The organism is Micromonospora yangpuensis (assembly GCF_900091615.1).
In the GTDB taxonomy this organism is placed as follows: domain Bacteria; phylum Actinomycetota; class Actinomycetes; order Mycobacteriales; family Micromonosporaceae; genus Micromonospora; species Micromonospora yangpuensis.
Map to the genome: position 1 here is coordinate 451,637 of NZ_FMIA01000002.1, position 18,734 is coordinate 470,370.

17 protein-coding genes and 1 pseudogene are annotated in these 18,734 nt (G+C 72.5%); 12 read left to right on the forward strand and 6 right to left on the reverse strand.

What is annotated here, in order from left to right:
- The first annotated feature begins 26 nt into the window (after window positions 1-26).
- Both GA0070617_RS02245 and mqnP read left to right on the forward strand, forming a co-directional pair.
- Window positions 27-1,487 (forward strand): menaquinone biosynthesis decarboxylase, encoded by a 1,461-nt coding sequence (locus tag GA0070617_RS02245; protein WP_091433297.1) that lies wholly within the window; start codon window positions 27-29, stop codon window positions 1,485-1,487.
- Window positions 1,487-2,389 carry a menaquinone biosynthesis prenyltransferase MqnP gene (mqnP, locus tag GA0070617_RS02250; RefSeq protein WP_091433300.1) on the forward strand — a complete coding sequence of 301 codons (903 nt, stop codon included), beginning with the start codon at window positions 1,487-1,489 and terminating at the stop codon, window positions 2,387-2,389. Before GA0070617_RS02245 ends, mqnP begins: the two co-directional genes overlap by 1 nt.
- 82 nt (window positions 2,390-2,471) lie before the next feature.
- Here the strand turns inward: mqnP and GA0070617_RS02255 are convergent, their stop codons facing one another.
- A complete protein-coding gene (locus tag GA0070617_RS02255) occupies window positions 2,472-3,425 on the reverse strand; it encodes a terpene synthase family protein (RefSeq protein WP_091433303.1) in 954 nt (317 codons plus the stop codon).
- Window positions 3,426-3,582: 157 nt separating this feature from the next.
- Here GA0070617_RS02255 and GA0070617_RS02260 point away from each other — a divergent pair, with 157 nt between their 5' ends.
- A complete protein-coding gene (locus GA0070617_RS02260) occupies window positions 3,583-4,248 on the forward strand; it encodes a UbiX family flavin prenyltransferase (protein WP_091433306.1) in 666 nt (221 codons plus the stop codon).
- An 87-nt stretch (window positions 4,249-4,335) separates the two neighbouring features.
- Here GA0070617_RS02260 and GA0070617_RS02265 read toward each other — a convergent pair whose 3' ends face one another.
- A complete protein-coding gene (locus GA0070617_RS02265; protein WP_091433310.1) occupies window positions 4,336-4,602 on the reverse strand; it encodes a BldC family transcriptional regulator in 267 nt (88 codons plus the stop codon).
- Window positions 4,603-4,804: 202 nt separating this feature from the next.
- Here GA0070617_RS02265 and GA0070617_RS02270 point away from each other — a divergent pair, with 202 nt between their 5' ends.
- Together GA0070617_RS02270 and cds1 are read left to right on the forward strand one after the other, a co-directional pair.
- Window positions 4,805-5,266 carry an Lrp/AsnC family transcriptional regulator gene (locus GA0070617_RS02270; protein ID WP_091433313.1) on the forward strand — a complete coding sequence of 154 codons (462 nt, stop codon included), beginning with the start codon at window positions 4,805-4,807 and terminating at the stop codon, window positions 5,264-5,266.
- Window positions 5,267-5,295: 29 nt separating this feature from the next.
- The gene (gene cds1, locus GA0070617_RS02275; protein WP_091433316.1) at window positions 5,296-6,387 is read left to right on the forward strand and encodes an L-cysteine desulfhydrase Cds1; all 1,092 of its coding nucleotides are present in this window, start codon (window positions 5,296-5,298) and stop codon (window positions 6,385-6,387) included.
- 216 nt (window positions 6,388-6,603) lie between these two features.
- On the opposite strand, the gene GA0070617_RS02280 is transcribed toward cds1, so the two are convergent.
- The 3 genes from GA0070617_RS02280 to GA0070617_RS31210 all read right to left on the reverse strand — a co-directional run bounded on the left by GA0070617_RS02280 (window position 6,604) and on the right by GA0070617_RS31210 (window position 10,854).
- On the reverse strand, window positions 6,604-7,227 hold the full coding sequence (locus GA0070617_RS02280; RefSeq protein ID WP_091445769.1) for a putative glycolipid-binding domain-containing protein: 624 nt from the start codon (window positions 7,225-7,227) through the stop codon (window positions 6,604-6,606).
- A 116-nt stretch (window positions 7,228-7,343) separates the two neighbouring features.
- Window positions 7,344-9,179: a DEAD/DEAH box helicase gene (locus GA0070617_RS02285; protein ID WP_229688553.1), complete on the reverse strand. Its 1,836-nt coding sequence runs from the start codon at window positions 9,177-9,179 to the stop codon at window positions 7,344-7,346.
- 328 nt (window positions 9,180-9,507) lie between these two features.
- The gene (locus GA0070617_RS31210) at window positions 9,508-10,854 is read right to left on the reverse strand and encodes a hypothetical protein (protein ID WP_091433324.1); all 1,347 of its coding nucleotides are present in this window, start codon (window positions 10,852-10,854) and stop codon (window positions 9,508-9,510) included.
- A gap of 250 nt (window positions 10,855-11,104) precedes the next feature.
- On the opposite strand from GA0070617_RS31210, the gene GA0070617_RS02295 reads away from it, so the two are divergent.
- Together GA0070617_RS02295 and GA0070617_RS02300 are read left to right on the forward strand one after the other, a co-directional pair.
- Complete coding sequence (locus GA0070617_RS02295; protein ID WP_091433327.1) at window positions 11,105-11,296, forward strand: helix-turn-helix transcriptional regulator; 192 nt, start codon at window positions 11,105-11,107, stop codon at window positions 11,294-11,296.
- Complete coding sequence (locus GA0070617_RS02300; protein ID WP_217628760.1) at window positions 11,286-11,735, forward strand: hypothetical protein; 450 nt, start codon at window positions 11,286-11,288, stop codon at window positions 11,733-11,735. The genes GA0070617_RS02295 and GA0070617_RS02300 overlap by 11 nt, the downstream gene beginning before the upstream one ends.
- 53 nt (window positions 11,736-11,788) lie before the next feature.
- Here the strand turns inward: GA0070617_RS02300 and GA0070617_RS02305 are convergent, their stop codons facing one another.
- Window positions 11,789-13,357 carry a C40 family peptidase gene (locus tag GA0070617_RS02305; protein WP_091433330.1) on the reverse strand — a complete coding sequence of 523 codons (1,569 nt, stop codon included), beginning with the start codon at window positions 13,355-13,357 and terminating at the stop codon, window positions 11,789-11,791.
- A gap of 252 nt (window positions 13,358-13,609) precedes the next feature.
- On the opposite strand from GA0070617_RS02305, the gene mqnE reads away from it, so the two are divergent.
- The 5 genes and pseudogenes from mqnE (at window position 13,610) to GA0070617_RS02330 (ending at window position 18,554) form a co-directional block, all read left to right on the forward strand.
- A complete protein-coding gene (mqnE, locus tag GA0070617_RS02310; RefSeq protein WP_091433333.1) occupies window positions 13,610-14,779 on the forward strand; it encodes an aminofutalosine synthase MqnE in 1,170 nt (389 codons plus the stop codon).
- 24 nt (window positions 14,780-14,803) lie between these two features.
- On the forward strand, window positions 14,804-15,223 hold the full coding sequence (locus GA0070617_RS02315; RefSeq protein WP_091433337.1) for a hypothetical protein: 420 nt from the start codon (window positions 14,804-14,806) through the stop codon (window positions 15,221-15,223).
- 106 nt (window positions 15,224-15,329) lie between these two features.
- Window positions 15,330-15,704, forward strand: a complete 375-nt coding sequence (locus GA0070617_RS02320) for a DUF4229 domain-containing protein (RefSeq protein WP_091433341.1) — start codon at window positions 15,330-15,332, stop codon at window positions 15,702-15,704.
- Window positions 15,705-15,853: 149 nt separating this feature from the next.
- Window positions 15,854-17,176 (forward strand): annotated as a pseudogene (locus GA0070617_RS02325) (M14 family metallopeptidase); the annotation flags it as partial.
- A 442-nt stretch (window positions 17,177-17,618) separates the two neighbouring features.
- The gene (locus GA0070617_RS02330) at window positions 17,619-18,554 is read left to right on the forward strand and encodes an ABC transporter substrate-binding protein (RefSeq protein ID WP_091433348.1); all 936 of its coding nucleotides are present in this window, start codon (window positions 17,619-17,621) and stop codon (window positions 18,552-18,554) included.
- Window positions 18,555-18,734 lie beyond the last annotated feature (180 nt).

Sequence of the window (18,734 nt, forward strand, 5' to 3'; positions counted from 1 at the left end):
TGAGGGGGGTGGGGGAGACTGGGGGGATGGCGGCTCGCAAGTTTCCGTACGACGATCTGAAGGACTTCCTCGCGGCGCTGGAGAAGGCGGGGGAGCTGCGGCGCGTCAGCGTGCCGGTGGACCCCACGCTGGAGATCAGCGAGGTGGTGACCCGGACGGTACGGGCCGACGGGCCGGCGTTGCTCTTCGAGCGGCCGACCCGGGGTGAGATGCCGGTGGCGATCAACCTGTTCGGTACCGAGAAGCGGATGGCGATGGCGCTCGGTGTGGAGAGCCTCGACGAGATCGGCGCGCGGCTCGGCGAGATGCTCAAGCCGGAGCTGCCGGTGGGGCTCTCCGGGATGATGGACGGCCTGGGCAAGGTACGCCAGCTCACCTCGATGCCGCCGAAGAAGGTCAGGACCGCCCCCTGCCAGCAGGTGGTGTACCGGGGCGACGACGTCGATCTGGACCGGCTGCCGGGGTTGCAGGTCTGGCCGGGCGACGGCGGGATCTTCCACAACTTCGGGCTGACCCACACCAAGCACCCGGAGACCGGCAAGCGCAACCTCGGGCTCTACCGGTTGCAGCAGCACTCGTCGACCTCGATCGGGATGCACTGGCAGATCCACAAGAACTCCACCGCCCACCACGCGGTCGCCGAGCGGCTCGGCCAGCGGCTGCCGGTGGCGATCGCGATCGGCTGCGACCCGGCCGTGGCGTACTCGGCGAGCGCGCCGCTGCCGGCCGACATCGACGAGTACCTGTTCGCCGGGTACCTGCGCGGTGCCCGGGTCGAGATGGTCGACTGCCTGACCGTGCCGTTGCAGGTGCCGGCGCACGCCCAGATCGTGCTGGAGGGGTACATCGAGCCGGGCGAGCGGATGCCGGAGGGGCCGTTCGGCGACCACACCGGCTTCTACACCCCGGTCGAGCCCTTCCCGGTGATGCACGTGGAGTGCATGACCATGCAGCGCGACCCGGTGTACCACTCGATCGTCACCTCCCAGCCGCCGCAGGAGGACCACGGTCTCGGCAAGGCCACCGAGCGGATCTTCGCCCCGCTGCTGCGCTTCCTGATCCCGGACATCGTCGACTACGACCTGCCCGCCGCCGGGGTCTTCCACAACTGTGCGATCGTGTCGATCCGCAAGCGGTACCCGAAGCACGCCCAGAAGGTGATGAACGCGATCTGGGGCGCGCACATGATGTCGCTTACCAAGCTGATCGTGATCGTCGACGAGGACTGCGACGTGCACGACTACAACGAGGTCGCCTTCCGCGCCTTCGGCAACGTCGACTACGCCCGGGACCTGCTGCTCACCGAGGGGCCGGTGGACCACCTCGACCACGCGTCGTACCAGCAGTTCTGGGGTGGCAAGGCGGGCGTCGACGCGACCCGCAAGCTGCCCGAGGAGGGCTACCACCGGGGTTGGCCCGAGGAGATGCGGATGGCCCCCGAGGTGGTCAGCCTGGTCGACAAGCGTTGGAAGGAGTACGGCATCTGATGACCGCCACCGCCGAGGCGCCCGGCCGGGTCCGCGCCTTCCTGAACCTGGTGGCGATCGAACACTCGGTCTTCGCGTTGCCCTTCGCGTACCTGTCGGCGTTGACCGCGATGCAGGTCAACGGGGGGCGGGTCCGCTGGCTCGACCTGCTGTTGATCACCGTGGCGATGGTCGGCGCGCGTACCTTCGCGATGGCGGCCAACCGGATCCTCGACCGGCGGATCGACGCGCGGAATCCGCGTACCGCGAATCGGGAACTGGTCACCGGGGCGGTGAGCGTGCGGACGGCCTGGACCGGCGCGGGCGTCGCGCTGGTGGTCTTCCTGGCCGCCGCCGCCCTGCTCAACCCGCTGGTCCTGGTGCTCGCGCCGCTGGCGGTGGTCCCGCTGGTCGTCTACCCGTATGGCAAACGCTTCACCGACTGGCCGCACGCGATCCTGGCGGTGGCCCAGGCGGTCGGGCCGGTCGGGGCCTGGCTCGCGGTCACCGGCACCTTCGCCGGCTCCTGGCCGGCGTGGCTGCTCGGCGCGGCCGTCGGGCTCTGGATCGGCGGCTTCGACCTGATCTACGCCTGCCAGGACGCCGAGGTGGACCGCGAGATCGGGGTACGCAGCGTGCCCGCCCGGTACGGCAAACGGTTCGCGCTGCACGCCTCCACGGTGGCGCACGTGGTGACGTTCGGGCTCTTCGTCTGGTTCGGGGTGCTTGTCGGCTTCGGCTGGCCGTGGTGGCTGGGGCTGCTGCTGACCGCGGTGGCGTTCGGGTACCAGCACGTGGTGGTCACCCCGACCGACCTGAGCCGGGTCAACCGGGCGTTCTTCACCGCCAACGGGTTTGTCGGCATCGCGCTCTTCGTCTTCGCCCTGCTCGACCTGGTGCTCCGCCTCGGCCTACGCCCCTGACCGTGCGCCCGGCCCGCCACCGGCGCCGGCGGTGTAAGAAGGGGACCCTTCTCTACCGGATGCGTTAAGAAGGGGCCCTTCCTTACCCGTAGCGGGCGCTTTCCAGGGTCCAGTCGATGGTGCCGCGGACGGCGTCGGCGACCCCGTCGAGGTGGGTGGTGACGGCCTCGTCCAGCGCCGGTCCGAACGACGGCACCGTCGCGCGGAGGGTCACGAAGCGGGCCATCGCGGCCCGCCACCGCTCGGCGACCAGCTCCACGGCGGCGTCGACCGGCACACCCCGCTCGGCGGCCACCGCCAGCACCAGGTTGTGCCCGCCGGAGGTCGCCCGGTCCCTCTCCAGCGAGGCCAGGTCGTTGTACCAGGAGAGCAGGTCGTTGCCGACCTCGCCGACCCGGCGCAGCGCCGGATGGTGGTACACCGCGTCGGGCAGCGGCCGGCCGGTGACGAACTCGATCAACGGGTACGACACGTACGCCGCCGAGGTGGCCCGGCGCAGCACCACGTACTCGTCGACGCCGGGCCGTCGACCGGTGGCCCGGTTCATCCGCTCCCGCCAGGTGCCGTCGAGGTGCTCGGCGACCGCGTCGGCGAACCTGGTCCGCCACCGGTCCGGCATCCGGTGCCGGGGTTCCCGCCAGGCCCGCAGCAGCAGCCGGCGCAGCGGACCGGTCAGGCCGGGATGCGCCGGCCGGGGCCCGTACCGCAGCAGGTAGAGCGTGCCCTCCCGCAACGCGCTGATCCGCTCCGGTGACAGTGCCTGCGGTCCGTCGCAGGCGTCGTCGACCAGGAAGAACCAGGTGAACAGGGCGGTGAGCACGCGCAGGTCGGCTTCGTCGGCGTGCGGATAGAGCCGGGCCGCGTACCCGGCGAAGCGGGCCTGGTGCAGCCGGTGCCGGGCCGGGCCGTCCAGCGGCAGACCCGACTCGGTAAGCAGGGCGGCCAGCCAGTCCTGCACCTCGTCGACCATGGGCGCCGGTCGGCGGGCGGGCAACGGGCAGGCCGACGCCAACGCCCGGAGGGTGCGATCGACCATGGCCCGTCCTCCCCGTACGGCTGCTGGCCCGCAGCATGCCAGGCGGGCCCGGCACGGGGATATCCGGGCACACTTCGCCCATCCCCACCTGGGCTTTCCCGTCCGGATACCGGGGCCGCCCAGCGGGTTCCCAGGCGTACCAGGCAGGCTGGACGGTATGCGTGAGCCATGGGTGGTCGGGGTCTCCGGGGCGTCCGGCACCCCGTACGCGGCGGCCGTTGTCCGGGCTCTGCTCGATGCCGGCGCGGCGGTCGACCTGATCGTCTCCCGGGCGGCCCGGTTGACCGTGCTGGACGAGACCGGCCGGCCGTTCCGGGACGGGCACTGGGCCGACGACCTGGCGGCCTGGCTCGGCCGGGACCTGACCGACGCCGACGTCCGGCACTGGCCCGCCGGTGACCTGGCCGCCGGGCCGAGCAGCGGCTCCTACCGGGTACGCGGCATGGTGGTGGTGCCGGCCAGCACCGCCGCCTGTGCCGGTATCGCCATCGGCCTGTCGAAGGACCTGTTGCAGCGGGCCGCCGAGGTCAACCTCAAGGAACGTCGCCCGGTGGTGCTGGTGCCCCGGGAGACGCCGGTGACCCGCAGCCACCTGGAGCACCTGATCGCACTGCACGACGCCGGTGCGGTGGTGCTGCCCGCCAGCCCCGGCTTCTACGGTGCCGGGGCGTCCGCCTCCGCGGCGCAGCTGGTCGACTTCGTGGCCGGGAAGGTGCTGGACGCGCTCGGCGTACCGCACACCCTGTTCCGGCGCTGGTCCGGTGAGCTGGCAGCGGACCGTTCCCGGTCCGGGCCGGCCGGACCGGGGGTGGACCGGACCTGAGGTCCGGTCCGGCCCCACGGCGCCACCCGGTCAGTAACGGCGCACCCGGTCAGTAACGTTGCCACCGGTCAGTAACGGTGCCACCGGTCAGTACATGCCGGCATTTGCCGGCCCGGGGCCGGTCGACGCCGCCGGGCCCACGTTGCGTGGTCTGCCGACGTCTTCCGCCTCGTCCAGCATGCCCTCCCCTTCAAGCAGGGCCCGCACCTCGGATTCCCGAAACCGGCGATGCCCGCCTGGAGTCCGGATACTGCCGATCCGGCCGGCCGCCGCCCATCTCGTCACAGTCTTCGGGTCCACCCGAAACAGCGCGGCGACCTCACCCGGTGTCAGCAGGCGATCTCCAGTGTCCACAGCCCCCTCCTCGCGTCGACGAAGCCCTCGGCTGAACACACTGCCCCCGGCTGGTGCGAGCCCAGAGCCGTCATGAGGGACGTATGGCAATTACAGCACCAGCGAACAGGCCTGTCCGCCAAACGTGAGAAACGCACGGAGTGGGAAGTTGGTCTATGGGATTTGGTGGTCGACCCTTGCCGACCGCTAGGGTCTACAGTCCGTGGACGCCATCGACCTGAGCCTCGTGGAGCTGTTGCGCGGTAACGCCCGTCTGTCCTACGCCGAGCTGGCCCGCCAAGTCGGTCTCTCCGCCCCGGCGGTACACGAGCGGGTGGGCAAGCTGGAGTCCAGCGGTGTGGTCCGGGGCTACCGGGCGGAGGTGTCGCCCGAGGCGATCGGGCTGGGCGTCACCGCGCTGATCGGGATCGTCGAGGGCTCCGGGGGCGACACCGACGACGTGCTGGAGGCGTTCCGGGCGATGCCCGAGATCGAGTCCTGCTACTTCATGGCCGGGGTGGAGTCCTTCCTGCTCAAGGCCAGGGTGGGCACCATAGCGGAGCTGGAGCAGCTGATCATGCGGCTGAACCGGACGCCGGGGGTGGCCTCGACCCGTACCGCGGTCGCCCTCTCCACCAAGTGGGAGAACCGCCCGCAGCCCGTCCCCACCCCGCCCGCCGGTTGACGAATACTTTTCGCTGTTACCGTTCCGGGGTGACACATCTGGACCGGTGCGACGAGGCCAGCCGGACGTGGGTCACCGAGGCGATCGCCACGGTCGAAGCCGACGCCAACCGCTCCGCCGACACCCACCTGCTCCCCTTCCCGCTGCCCCGCGCGTGGGGGATCGACCTGTATCTCAAGGACGAGTCGGTGCACCCGACCGGGTCGCTCAAACACCGGCTGGCCCGCTCCCTCTTCCTGTACGGCCTCTGCAACGGCTGGATCGGTCCGGACACCACGATCGTCGAGGCCTCCTCCGGCTCGACCGCGGTCAGCGAGGCGTACTTCGCCCGGATGCTGGGGTTGCCGTTCATCGCGGTGATGCCGGCCAGCACCTCGCCGGAGAAGATCGCCCAGATCGAGTTCCAGGGCGGTCGCTGCCACCTGATCCGGGACCCGGCCCAGGTCGTCGTGGAGGCCCGCTGGCTGGCCGAGGACTCCGGCGGCCACTACATGGACCAGTTCACCTACGCCGAACGAGCCACCGACTGGCGGGGCAACAACAACATCGCGGAGTCGATCTACGCGCAGCTGGCCCTGGAACGCCATCCCGTCCCGGACTGGATCGTGGTGGGCGCGGGCACCGGCGGGACCAGCGCCACCATCGGTCGGTACGCCCGCTACCGCCGGCTGCCCACCAAGCTCTGCGTGGTCGACCCGGAGAACTCGGCCTTCTACCCGGCCTGGCAGGCCGGCGACTGGTCGCTGCGTACCGGCCGGGGCTCCCGGATCGAGGGGATCGGCCGCCCCTGCGTGGAAGCGTCGTTCCTGCCCTCGGTGGTGGACCGGATGATCCAGGTACCCGACGCGGCCTCGCTGGCGGCGATGCGGGCCGGTTCGACCGTGCTCGGCCGCCGGGTCGGCGGTTCGACCGGCACCAACCTCTGGGGAGCCTTCGGACTGATCGCCGGAATGCTGGCGGCCGGCCGGACCGGCTCGGTGGTCACCCTCATCTGCGACGCCGGCGACCGGTACGCCGACAGCTACTACGCCGACACCTGGGTCGCCGACCAGGGCATCGACCTCACCCCCCACCTCACCACCATCGACCACTTCCTCACCACCGGCACCTGGCCCCCGTGAAAGGAAGGGCCCCTTCTTAACGCATCTGGTCGAGAGGGGTACCCCGCTAACACCGCCGCCGGGCGCCCGACCCCGCCGCGTCGGATGCCCGCCGCGTGGGGTGCCCGCCGGGTGGGGTGCCCGCCGGGTGGGGTGCCCGCCGGGTGGGGTGCCCGCCGGGCGTCGGGTGCCCGCTGCGTCGATGGGCGCCGGGGTCGGGGTACGAGGCGCGGCGGGTCAGGCTGGGGCGTCGTGGCGTACCGCCAGGCCCGGGTAGCGCAGCAGGTAGCCAGCGGGGTCGAGGGTCAGGTCGGCGGTGAAGGTGTCGCTGGTGAACCGGACCTGCCCGGCACCGAGCGCGGTGTAGACCTGCTCGGCCGGTACGACCAGCAGACTCGGCACCAGCACCCAGGCGACCGTGATGCGGTGCTCGGTCCCGGCCGGGGCGGCGGTCAGCCCCAGCCGGCGTACCGGCAGGGTGTTGAAGAGCGGGGAGCCGCCCAGGTCGACGTCGGACGCGTCGACCAACCCGTCCGGGTCGTCGGTACCGGGCAGGCCTGCGGTGGGCTGCCCGGCGGCGGTCAGCGCCCGGTCCAGGTCACCCTGCTCGGTGGTGGTCACCCGCCATCCGTCGGTGCCATGTTCCAGGTGTACGCCGCGCAGCCAGCCGGCCCCCTCGGCCTCCACCTCCAGCCGGCTGGTCGCCCAGTCCGGCCCGGTGACCAGGGTGTACCGGCAGGTGTACGGGATCGGGTCGACGGCGACCTGGGTACCCCGCGCGGTCAGACCCCGCTCGTCGGTGACCAGGGCGTGCTCCGCCCCGGTGGTGTCGATGCGGCTCCAGAACAGCGACTGTCCCATGAACCGGACGTTACCCGCCATTGCTCGCTGCCGGGCCGAGACTTCGGGGAGGCGGTGGTACCAGTGCGGACTGGACACCACCACCTCCCCGAGGCGGCGCTGAGGGTGCGGGTCGGTCAGTGGGTACGTGCGGGAGCCCGGCCGCCCTGGCCCCGGCGGTCGTCATGGCCGCGGCCGTCCGGCCGGAAACCGCTGCGGCGCTCGCCGCGCGGGTCACCCGTCCGGTCGCCCCGGTCGGCGAAGCGCTGCTCGCCCTGCGGCCGGTCGCCGAACCGGCGCTCGCCCGTGGGGCGGTCCCGGAAGCCTCGCTCACCACCGGGCCGGTCGCCGAAACGCTGCTCGCCCCGGGGGCGGTCACCGAAATCGCGTCCGCCGGCCGGGCGGTCCCGGAAACCCCGTCCGTCGGCCGGGCGGTCCCGGAAGCCGCGGTCACCGGCCGGGCGGTCGCCGAAGGAGCGATCGTCGCGGTCACCGAACCGCCGCGCCGGCCGGTCGCCGAAGCGCTGCTCACGCCGGTCACCGAAGCCGCGGTCGCCGGAGCCGCCCTCGCGCCGGTCACCGAAGCTCCGGTCACCGAAGCCCCGGTCGTCCCGGCCACCGAAGCGCTGCTCGCGCCGGTCACCGAAGCCGCGCTCGTCCCGGCTACCGAAACCGCGCTCGCCGCGGTCACCGAAGCGGCGCGGACCGGCCGACCGGCTGTCGTGGCGACGGGCCGGCGCGGGCTCCTCGCGGACCGGTACGCCACTGGGCTCGCGGGCACCGACCAGCTCGACCAGCGCGGTGTCACCGGCCCGTACCCGGGCTTCGGCCGGTGCCACGCCGGCCTTCTCCAGCATGGCGAGGGTGGTCCGGCGCTGCTTGGGCAGGACCAGGGTGGCCACCGCGCCCGACTCGCCGGCACGGGCGGTACGCCCGGCCCGGTGCAGGTAGTCCTTCGGGTCCTTCGGCGGGTCGACGTGCAGGACCAGGGTGACCCCGTCCACGTGGATGCCCCGGGCGGCCACGTCGGTGGCGACCAGCACGTTCATCCGGCCCTCACGGAACTCGGCGAGCGTGCGGGTACGCATCCGCTGGGTCTTGCCGCCGTGCAGTCCACCGGCGCGGACGCCGACCGCCGCGAACTGCTCCACCAGCCGGTCCACGCCCAACTGGGTACGGGCGAAGACCATGGTCCGGCCGTCCCGGGCCACGATCGACGCCGCCACCGCGAACTTGTCGTGTGGCGGGATCAGCAGCATGTGGTGGTCCATGGTGGACACGGCGGCGGTGGCCGGCGCGGTGGAGTGCGTGACCGGATCGGTCATGAACCGCTTGACCAGCGCGTCGACGTCACCGTCCAGGGTGGCCGAGAAGAGCAGCCGCTGGGCCCGCGCCGGGGTCTTCGCCAGCAGCTCGGTGACCTCGGGAAGGAAGCCCATGTCGGCCATCTGGTCGGCCTCGTCGAGCACGGTCACCTCGACGTCGTCCAGCCGGCAGACCCCTCGGGCGATCAGGTCACCGAGCCGACCCGGGGTGGCGACGATGATCTCCACGCCCCGACGCAGCGCGTCGATCTGGCGGTCGTACGGCACCCCCCCGACAGCGGTCTTGAGGAACACGCCTACCGACTTGCCGAGCGGTACCAGGGCGTCGTTCACCTGCATGGCGAGTTCCCGGGTGGGCACCAGGACCAGGGCCCGGGGGTGCAGCGGCCGGGCCCGGCCGCCGTCGGCGACCCGGGCCAGCAGGGGCAGGCCGAAGGCGAGGGTCTTGCCGGAGCCGGTCTGGCCCCGGCCGAGGACGTCGCGGCCGGCGAGGGCGTCCGGCACGGTGGCCCGCTGGATCTCGAAGGGCGTGTCGATGCCCTGGCGGGCCAACGCCCGGACCAGCGCCGGGGGCAGGCCCAGCGCGGCGAAGTCCGGCGCGGCCGTGACCGACACCTCGGCGTCGGCCGGCACGGCGCTGACCGGCACGGCGTCGCTCTGGTCGGCGCTCACCGGAACGGTGCTCACCGGAACGGTGCCGGGCTGGTCGGTACTGGCCGGAGTGGTCTCCGGCTGGTCGAGAGCGGTCGGGGACGTGCTGGGAACAGCAATGGTGGTCAAGAAGAGCCTTTCGAGCGGGGCGCATCTTCGCGATGGCCCCGTCGCAGCTCGAAGCGCCGCCGGATCGCCCGCAAGATCGCCCAGGGGCGCGGTCGTCCGCGCCGGGTCAGTGATCCCCACCAGTGTACGGGGAGCCGGCGAGGTCGCCACCGGCCGTACGGGGGTAGTGGGCGGACTCACCCGCGCGCCGGCCCCGTCAGCCCGCGGCGGCACCGCCCAGCAGGTTGTCCATCAGATCGCTGCCGATCAGTACCACCAGCACGCTGATCGCCACCAGCAGGGTCAGCGCGACGGCGAGCACGATCACCACCCGGGTGTTGCTGGACCGTTGGTTGGACGGCTCCGACCAGCCCTGCGCCAGGATGTGCCCGGTCAGCGAGCCGGAGTTCTCCACCGCCGGATTGCCCGGCGGTAACGAGACCGTGTTGAACCCCGGTCCGTCGGTGCCGCTGCCGTACACCGTGCTGGCCAGGTCCGGGCCGCCGTCGTACCGGCCGGTGGTGTTCGGGGGTGACCAGGTGGAACGGGGCTGGGCCGGCGTCACCGGCGGGGTGGAGACCGGTCGGTTCGGGTTCGCGGACCCGGTTGCGCTGGCGCGGGCGTACGCCGGGGAGGTGGCGGGCGGCGGCGGGAAGGGCGGCGCCGGCATCGGACCGGGCGGTGCCGGCGGCGGGGGGATCCGCGGACCGGGGGGTGGGACCGGCGGGCCGGGCGGCGTCGGCACCGGCGGGGACGGCGCCGGTGCGGGGGGTACGGGCCCGGGGCCGGGGGGTACCGGCGTCGGGACCGGCTCCGGCTCCGGCATGGGCGGGGTAGGTGGCCCGACCGGCTCCGGGGTGGGCTCGGGGGTCGGCGGCCCGACCGGCTCCGGCTCCGGGGTGGGGACGGGCTCGGGGGTGGGGGCGGGTTCGGGCGTGTGCGCGGGCCACGGACTGGGTGCCGGCTCGGGAGTCGAGGCCGGTGGCCGGGCCGGGTCGGCGGAGGCCTGCTCGGTGGAGGCCTGTTCGGCCGGCGCGTGGCCGGTCGGGGTCGACCGGTACACCTTCGGGCTGCTGGCCGGCGTGGCCGACGCGGCGACGGCGTCCGCGGCGTCGGCGGCCGAGATCCGGACCAGCCCGGGTACGGCGGCGCTGGCCCGCGCCGGTCCCGGCTCGGAGCCACCGGTGCGCTGGGCCGGCACCTGGGGTCCGGCCGGCCGGGTGCCCTGGGCCGGGTGGGGTGGCGGGATCGCTCCGGCGGAGGCCGGCGTGGTGCCGCTCGCCACCTGCGGGGCGTCGTCCGACGCGGGGGCGGCGGCCGGTTTCGGGGCTCCGCTGGCCGGCGGTCGTTCCTGCGTGGAGGACCTGGCCCGGTACATGGTGCCGCCGGTGGGGCGGGTCCACCCGGCGTCCTGCGGCGGTGCCGTCCGGTTGGCGACGCTTACCTGCGCCCGGCCGGTGCCGGCGGCGGGTGCCGCGGCCTCCGACGGGCCAGGCTCCCGTCCCGCCGGGTCGGGCGTGGGACCGGGGTCCGCCGTCTCCACCGGAACCTGCTGCTCGCCCATGCTCGTCCTCCGCGCCGACGCCCGCGCCCGGACCCGTGAGGTGAGGCCGGGAGTGCTTGGTGTCACGGTGCCATACTCCGGCCGCGCAGCACAGCCGGAGTGAGCCGTTCCGCCGGCCGGTCGCCGGAGTCGACGACCGCCGAGCCACCGCGCGATCGGGTACGCCATCTCGGGTGACAAGTGACCTTGACATGGACGCCCGCGTCAAGCAGTCTTGACTAGACAAGGTTGCTTGACACATTGGGCGGGCATGAGAAACGACCTTCGAGAGTTACGGCTGGCAGCCGGGCTGTCCCAGCGGGAGTTGGGCCAGGTGCTGAACGTCTCGCGGCAGACCGTCAACTCGATCGAGACCGGCCGTTACGACCCGTCACTTCCGCTGGCGATCGCCATCGCCCGGCACTTCCAGCGCACCGTGGAGGAGATCTTTCATGTCGACTGAGCGGCACGTATCCGAGACCCGGGAGCGGGGCGGCAGGCAGCCGGTCATCTTCCTCGGGCTTCTGCTGGTGATCCTGGCGGTGGTGGTGCCCACCGGTCTGTTGCTGCGCGAACACGGCCCCGGGAACATGGGCTCGGGCTTCCTGATGGGGGCGGCCGTCGGGCTGGTCGGCGTCGCGGTGGGGTTCTGGCGACTGACCAGGCGGCCGGACCGGGCGACCACCTTCGAGCGGGCCTGGACCCAGACCGGCGACGAACGGGACGACGCGGTGCTCACCCGCTCCCTGGCGGTCCTCGGCCTGCTCGCCGTCCCGCTCACCGGCGTCGCCGCGATCGCGATCGGGCTCGGCGCCCCGGTGGAGATGATGCTCGCCCTGCTGCTCCTGGCCCAGGCCGCGGTGGGGGCGACCGCCTTCACCGTGATCAACCGCCGTAGCTAGCGGCACCCCACCGCCGTAGCTGGCGGGGCCCCACCGCCGTGGCTGGCCCAGGGTCAGTCGGCCCGGCTGGTGCCCGGTGCCGGCGTCGGGGTCTCGGCAGCCGACTCGCCGCTGCCCTGCGGGGTGGGCGTGCTGCTGGCCGAGACCGACGGCGACGGCGACTCCGACTCGGTGGGCGTCGGCGTCGGGGCCGGCGTGGTCGGCGTGGTTGACGGCGACGGGGTCACCGGTGGCTTCGTGGTCGGCGGCGTGGTCGGCGTCGGCGTCGGCTTGGTGGTCGGCGTCGGGATCGGCTTCGGCGGCGTACTCGGCTCGGGGGTGGGCTTCGGCGCCGGCGGCTTCGGGGGCTTCGGCGCGGGCGGCACCGGTGCCGGCGTGGGCTTGCCGGGCACCGCGCCGATCACCCGGGTCGCCGCGTACAGCCGCGACCAGCCGACGGGGGAGATCTTCACCACGTCGCCGGTGGTGGGCGCGTGCACCATCCGGCCGTCGCCGATGTACATCCCCATGTGGTGGATCGACTGCCAGCTGCTGCCCGAGGCGAAGAAGACCAGGTCACCCGGGAGCAGGTCGCTGCGGCCCACCGTCCGGGAACGGGTGGCGTTGTACTGGTCCCGGGCCACCCGGGGAAGGTCGAAGTAGTCGGCGCCCTTCGACCGGTACGCGGCCCAGACCAGGCCGGAGCAGTCGAACGTGTCCGGCCCCTCGGCACCCCAGACGTACGGGTCGCCGCGCTGGGCCAGCGCGTACCGCACCGCCGCCATCGCCCGGGGGTGCGCGGTCGCTCCGTCGCCGCTGCCCGCGTTGACGTACTCGGTGCCGAGCCGCTGCTCGGCGGCGTCCTGCTGGCGCTCGATCTGGACCAGCTGGGCGGCGTTGTCCTTGCGCAGCTTGAGCAGCTGCGTCTCCTGGGTACGGCGTTGCTGCTCGACCGTGGCGAACTGGGTCTGCGCGCCCTTGGCCCGGGACTCGGCGGCGGTGAAGGCCTCCACGGCCACCCGCTCGCCGTTGCGGGCCCGGGTCAGCTCGCCACTGGTGGCCGTGCTGGCCCCGGTCACCTTGTCGCCGCGGGCGATCCGTTGGAGCTGGCCGAGCTCGTGCAGGTCCTGCCCGAACTCGCCGGACGGCAGCGCGGCGGCGGCCTTGAGGGTGTCCGCCGCGGCGACGTCGACCTTCCGCTGGGCCTCGGTGAGGGCCTGGCGGGCCAGCTCCAGGTTCTGCGTGGCGGTGGCCAGCTGGGACTGCGCCTCGGTCCGCTGCTGTTCGAGGGTGAGCAGTTGGTCACCGAGCAGCCCGAGCTGGGTCTGGGCGGTGTTGATCTGCATCGCCAACGGGCCGGTGGCGAGGTTGACGACCGGCGTGGCCGGTGCGCCCGGGGCCCCCGGCAGGACCGGGGTGCCGGCGCCCGGCTGTCCGCCCGGCAGCTGCAGTCCGCCGGCGGCGACCGGGCGGGACCCGGAGTCGGGCACCGTGGTCGGCAGGGCCGGCTCGGCGTACGCCGGTGCGCTCAACACGGCTGCGGCGACGGCACCGAGTAGGGCAGCCCAGAGCCTCGGCCGCAGCACCGGCGAGATCACCGGGCTGCTCCGTCGCCGTCGTCGCCCGTGCCCGCTGTCGACCATTCCGCTCCTCGTCCCGCGCTGGTCGCGCCGGTGGGCGCGCCGATCGGGGGCGCTGCGGCCGGTGTGCGCAGCCAGTGTGTGTCGCCCCCCTAGTTTTCCTACCGCACCACGCTGCCGATGTCGATGCGTGCGGGGGTAACAGGATCCTGAGAGTGCGGTGAACTGCGTCGCTGATGGCCGACCGTACTGCCGGCTACTCGTCCGTTCGACGTAGGCTCGACCCGGACCGCAGTGGAAGGGACGTGGCTTTCGATGGACGCCGGACTCAAGCGTGAGCTCGAAGCGAAGGTGTACGCGGGCGAGCGGCTGACCCGCGAGGACGGGATCGCCCTCTACGACAGCGACGACCTCGCCTGGCTGGGACGGTTGGCCCACCACCGGCGCACCGAGCTCAACGGCGACCGGGTGATGTTCAACGTCAACCGGCACCTCAACCTGACCAACGTGTGCAGCGCGAGCTGCGCGTACTGCTCGTTCCAGCGCAAGCCGGGCGAGAAGGACGCGTACACGATGCGCATCGACGAGGCGGTCCGCAAGGCCAAGGAGATGGAGGACGAGCAGCTCACCGAGCTGCACATCGTCAACGGCCTGCACCCCACCCTGCCCTGGCGCTACTACCCCAAGGTGCTGCGGGAGCTGAAGGCCGCGCTGCCGAACGTCAAGCTCAAGTGCTTCACCGCGACCGAGGTGCAGTGGTTCGAGAAGATCAGCGGGCTGACCGCGGACGAGATCCTCGACGAGCTGATGGACGCCGGCCTGGAGTCGTTGACCGGCGGCGGCGCGGAGATCTTCGACTGGGAGGTCCGGCAGCACATCGTCGACCACGCCTGCCACTGGGAGGACTGGTCGCGGATCCACGCGCTGGCCCACGCCAAGGGGATGCAGACCCCGGCGACGATGCTCTACGGCCACATCGAGGAGCCCCGGCACCGGGTCGACCACGTGCTCCGGCTGCGTGAGCTGCAGGACGAGACCGGCGGCTTCGCGGTCTTCATCCCGCTGCGCTACCAGCACGACTTCGTCGACTCCGCGGACGGCAAGATCCGTAACCGGATCCAGGCCCGCACCACGATGGCCGCGCCGGCCGAGTCGCTGAAGACCTTCGCCGTCTCCCGGCTGCTCTTCGACAACGTCCCGCACCTGAAGAACTTCTGGGTGATGCACGGGCTGTCGGTGGCCCAGTTGTCGCTGAACTTCGGCGTCGACGACCTGGACGGCTCGGTGGTCGAATACAAGATCACCCACGACGCCGACTCGTACGGCACGCCGAACACCATGCACCGCGACGACCTGCTGCACCTGATCTGGGACGCCGGTTTCCGGCCGGTCGAGCGCAACACCCGCTACGAGGTGGTCCGGGAGTACGACCCCGCCCCGTCAATGGCCGAGCGCCGCGCCGAGCCGCAACAGGTCTGGGCCTGACCGCACCCGTACGCTGACCACGACATGAGTGAAGCTGGCGGGTTTCCCCGACGTGACGCCGACGGGCGCATCCTCACCCTGGGCGACCTGCTCGGGGTGAGCCTCGCCGGGGTGGTCATCGGGGTGCTGGCGCTGGTGCTGTTCGACGCCGCCTTCGCGTCCTTCGGCGCGGGCGACTTCGGCAGCGCCAACGGCTGGCTGGCGATCATCCTGCCGGCCTGGCTGTTCTGGGACGACTTCCGGGCCTGGGAGTTCGGCGCGGCCCGGGTGGTCGCGGCGCTGGTGGCCGCGGTGACCGGGGTGCTGGCCGGGCTGCTGGTGGCCGGGCTGGCCGCCGGGCTGCCCGCGTTGGCCTCCGGCGCGCTCGCGGCGGCGGCCTTCGCCGTGGCGTACGCGACCATCTGGTTCCCCGGCGTCCGCTGGCTGGCCCGCCGGACCGGTTGACCTTCGCGCCGGGCCCGCCCGGTTGACCTTCGCGCCGGGCCCGCCCGGTTGACCTTCGCGCCGGGCCTGCCCGGTGGACCTGGAAAGTGGGAGAGGGAGTGGCGACGTGAGCGCGGCGCTGAAGTACACACTGGGCCGGATCGGGCTGTTCGTCGTGGTGCTGGGGGCGCTCTGGCTGGTCGACATGAGCGTCTTCCTGCGGTTGCTGCTGGCGTTGGTCTTCTCCGCCGCGCTCTCCTTCTTCCTGCTCGGCAGCTGGCGCAACGAGATGGCCGAGGAGATGGCCGGCGCGGCGACCCGCCGCCGGACCGAGAAGGAGCGGCTCCGTTCCGCCCTGGCCGGCGAGGACCAGCCCGCCACTGAGGACCGACCCGGCGGAAACCGGCCCACCGAGGGGTACCGGCCCACCGCCGGGGACCGGCCCACCACTGGGGACCAGCCCGCCGACGAGCGGCCCGGCCCGTCCGGCGGGCGGGACTGACGTGCGGGTTCCGGTCGACGGGGGCAGGATACCGCCGGGATGATGACGTGCTCGGGATGAGAGCCGCAGCGAAGGACATTGATATGACCATGTGAGTGGGTGCCGAAGGTCGCCGCAGAACGCGGCGCGCCGCACCCGAGGAGGCTCGCATGATCCGTACCCCCCTCCGTCGCCGGCTGGCGTTGGCTGTGGTCACCGGCTTGGCCCTGGTGACCGCCGTCAGCGCACCGGTCGCCGCCCGGCCCGCCCCGGAACGCGCCGCCGAGCCGGCCGCCACCGGCTACCGGGTGCTCGGTCCGCGTACCGTCGCCGACCGCACCGCGGTCGCCGGCACCGGTGCTGCCATCGACTACGTCGAGCACGGCGTGCTGCACGTCTCGGCCACCCGGGCCGAGGCCGCCGCGATCACCCGGCTCGGCTTCCGGCTGGAGGCGGTCCCCGCGCCCCCGGTCCACGAGCACGACCACGCCACCGACGGGGTCGGCACCACGGCCTTCCCGCCGGCCGACAGCAACTACCACGACTACGCGGAGCTGACCGCCGTGGTGAACAAGGTCGTCGCGGACCACCCGAGCATCGCCCGCAAGATCAGCATCGGTCGGTCGTACGAGGGACGCGACCTGATGGCGGTGAAGATCTCCGACAACGTCGGCACCGACGAGAACGAGCCGGAGATCCTCTTCAACTCACAGCAGCACGCCCGCGAGCACCTCACCGTCGAGATGGCGATCTACCTGCTGAACCTCTTCACCGACTCGTACGGCACCGACTCCCGGGTGACCAACATCGTCAACACCCGGGAACTCTGGATCGTGCCGACGGTCAACCCCGACGGCAGCGAGTACGACATCGCCACCGGCTCGTACCGCTCCTGGCGCAAGAACCGGCAGCCGAACAGCGGTACGACGGCGGTCGGCACCGACCTGAACCGCAACTGGTCCTACCAGTGGGGCTGCTGCGGCGGCTCGTCGGGCGTGAAGTCGTCGGAGACCTACCGGGGCCCGTCGGCCTTCTCCGCACCGGAGACCACCGCGCTGCGCAACTTCGTCAACGGCCGGGTCGTCGGCGGGGTGCAGCAGATCAAGGCGAACATCGACTTCCACACCTACTCCCAGCTGGTGCTCTGGCCGTTCGGCTACACGTACAACAACACCGCCACCGGCATGACGGCCGACCAGTACAACACCTTCGCCACGCTCGGCCAGCAGATGGCGGCCACCAACGGCTACACCCCGCAGCAGTCCAGCGACCTGTACATCACCGACGGCGACAGCATCGACTGGATGTGGGGGCAGCACAAGATCTGGGCGTACACCTTCGAGATGTACCCCGGCTCGGCCTCCGGGGGCGGCTTCTACCCGCCCGACGAGGTGATCCCGGCGCAGACCTCCCGTAACAAGGAGGCGGTGCTGCTGCTCAGCGAGTACGCCGACTGCCCCTACCGCGCCATCAACAAACAATCCCAATACTGCTAACCCCTGGTAAGGAAGGGCCCCTTGTTAACGCTTTCTGTATAGGAAGGGGCCCTTCCAAACACCTGGGCCGGGCACCCGGCGGGCTTCGGCGGTGGTGTCCAGGTCACCCCGCGCCACCTGCGGGAAAGAGCATCCTGCGCAGGTGCGCTACGGTGCTACCGATCGTCCGCAGCGAAGCCGGTGCGAAACCGGCGCTGTCCCGCAACTGTGATGCCCCAGCCGCGGCGCCCGGCCCCTCCGGCCGGCGCCGTTCGGCGTGCCCGGCCGTCCGGCCGGGGTCGATCGGATCGGCCCACCGGCCGGACCGGTACGGGGATGAGCCAGGTCGCCTGCGGCGCGGTCGCGACACGCGCTCTCGAGGAAGGGCGCCTCGCCCATGGGCGGCCCCGGTCCCCTGTCGGCGAAGCACCAGACTCCTCGACCGACAGGAGGCACCAGCATGTCCAGACGTACCCCCAGGTTGTTCACCGCGGCGATCGCGGTGGCCGCGCTCGCGCTCGGCGGCTGCGCCCAGGGCGGCTCCGACGAGCCCGCCGCCGGCCCCACCCCGGGCGGCGCCGCCTACCCGGTGACGGTCGGCGAGCTGACCCTCGACAAGCGGCCCGAGCGGATCGTCTCGCTCTCGGCCACCGCCACCGAGATGCTCTTCGCCATCGGTGCGGGCAGCCAGGTCACCGCAGTCGACGACCAGTCGAACTTCCCGGCGGACGCCCCGAAGAGCGACCTGTCCGGCTTCCAGCCGAACGCCGAGGCGATCACCGCGAAGGACCCCGACCTGGTGGTCCTCTCCAACGACATGAACAAGATCGTCGACCAGCTGACCAAGCTGAAGATCCCGGTCTTCCTGGCCCCGGCGGCGACCACGCTTGACGACTCGTACCGGCAGATCACCGAGCTGGGCGCGCTCACCGGCAACGTCGACGCCGCCGCCGACCTGACCACCCGGATGCGCGACGAGATCACCAAACTGGTCGCGGACCTGCCGCAACGGGCGGAGAAGCTGACGTACTACCACGAGCTGGGGCCGGAGCTGTACAGCGCGACCAGCAAGACCTTCATCGGCTCGCTCTACGCCCAGGTCGGACTGACCAACATCGCCGACGCCGCGGACGCCGACGGCAAGCAGGGCGGCTACCCGCAGCTCTCCCAGGAGTCCATCATCAAGGCGGACCCGGACTTCGTCTTCCTCGCCGACACCAAGTGCTGCCAGCAGTCGGCGGAGACGGTCAAGGCGCGCAGCGGCTGGTCCGGCCTGACCGCGGTCAAGAACAACCAGGTAGTCGCCCTCGACGACGACATCGCCTCCCGGTGGGGTCCGCGCGTGGTCGACCTGCTCCGGTCGATCGTCGACGCGGTCGCCAAGGTGCCGGCGTGACCTGGTCCGCCGTCGGTTACCGCAGGTCGACCCGGCCTTGATCCGACCGCGAGCCGCCCGACCGGCGGTGCCGGCCGGTCCGGGCAAGTCGGCCGGTCCGGGTCCGTCGGCCGGTCCGGGCAAGTCGGCCGGTCCGGGTCCGTCGGCCGGCGCGGGCAGATCGGCGGGTCCGGGCCCGGC

Bases quoted from the DNA above. Each gene is read 5' to 3' on its own strand.
- GA0070617_RS02245 (WP_091433297.1), top strand. From the start codon at position 27: ATGGCGGCTCGCAAGTTTCCGTACGACGATCTGAAGGACTTCCTCGCG.
- mqnP (WP_091433300.1), top strand. From the start codon at position 1,487: ATGACCGCCACCGCCGAGGCGCCCGGCCGGGTCCGCGCCTTCCTGAAC.
- GA0070617_RS02255 (WP_091433303.1), bottom strand. From the start codon at position 3,425: ATGGTCGATCGCACCCTCCGGGCGTTGGCGTCGGCCTGCCCGTTGCCC.
- GA0070617_RS02260 (WP_091433306.1), top strand. From the start codon at position 3,583: ATGCGTGAGCCATGGGTGGTCGGGGTCTCCGGGGCGTCCGGCACCCCG.
- GA0070617_RS02280 (WP_091445769.1), bottom strand. From the start codon at position 7,227: ATGGGACAGTCGCTGTTCTGGAGCCGCATCGACACCACCGGGGCGGAG.
- GA0070617_RS31210 (WP_091433324.1), bottom strand. From the start codon at position 10,854: ATGGGCGAGCAGCAGGTTCCGGTGGAGACGGCGGACCCCGGTCCCACG.
- GA0070617_RS02295 (WP_091433327.1), top strand. From the start codon at position 11,105: ATGAGAAACGACCTTCGAGAGTTACGGCTGGCAGCCGGGCTGTCCCAG.
- GA0070617_RS02300 (WP_217628760.1), top strand. From the start codon at position 11,286: ATGTCGACTGAGCGGCACGTATCCGAGACCCGGGAGCGGGGCGGCAGG.
- GA0070617_RS02305 (WP_091433330.1), bottom strand. From the start codon at position 13,357: ATGGTCGACAGCGGGCACGGGCGACGACGGCGACGGAGCAGCCCGGTG.
- mqnE (WP_091433333.1), top strand. From the start codon at position 13,610: ATGGACGCCGGACTCAAGCGTGAGCTCGAAGCGAAGGTGTACGCGGGC.
- GA0070617_RS02315 (WP_091433337.1), top strand. From the start codon at position 14,804: ATGAGTGAAGCTGGCGGGTTTCCCCGACGTGACGCCGACGGGCGCATC.
- GA0070617_RS02330 (WP_091433348.1), top strand. From the start codon at position 17,619: ATGTCCAGACGTACCCCCAGGTTGTTCACCGCGGCGATCGCGGTGGCC.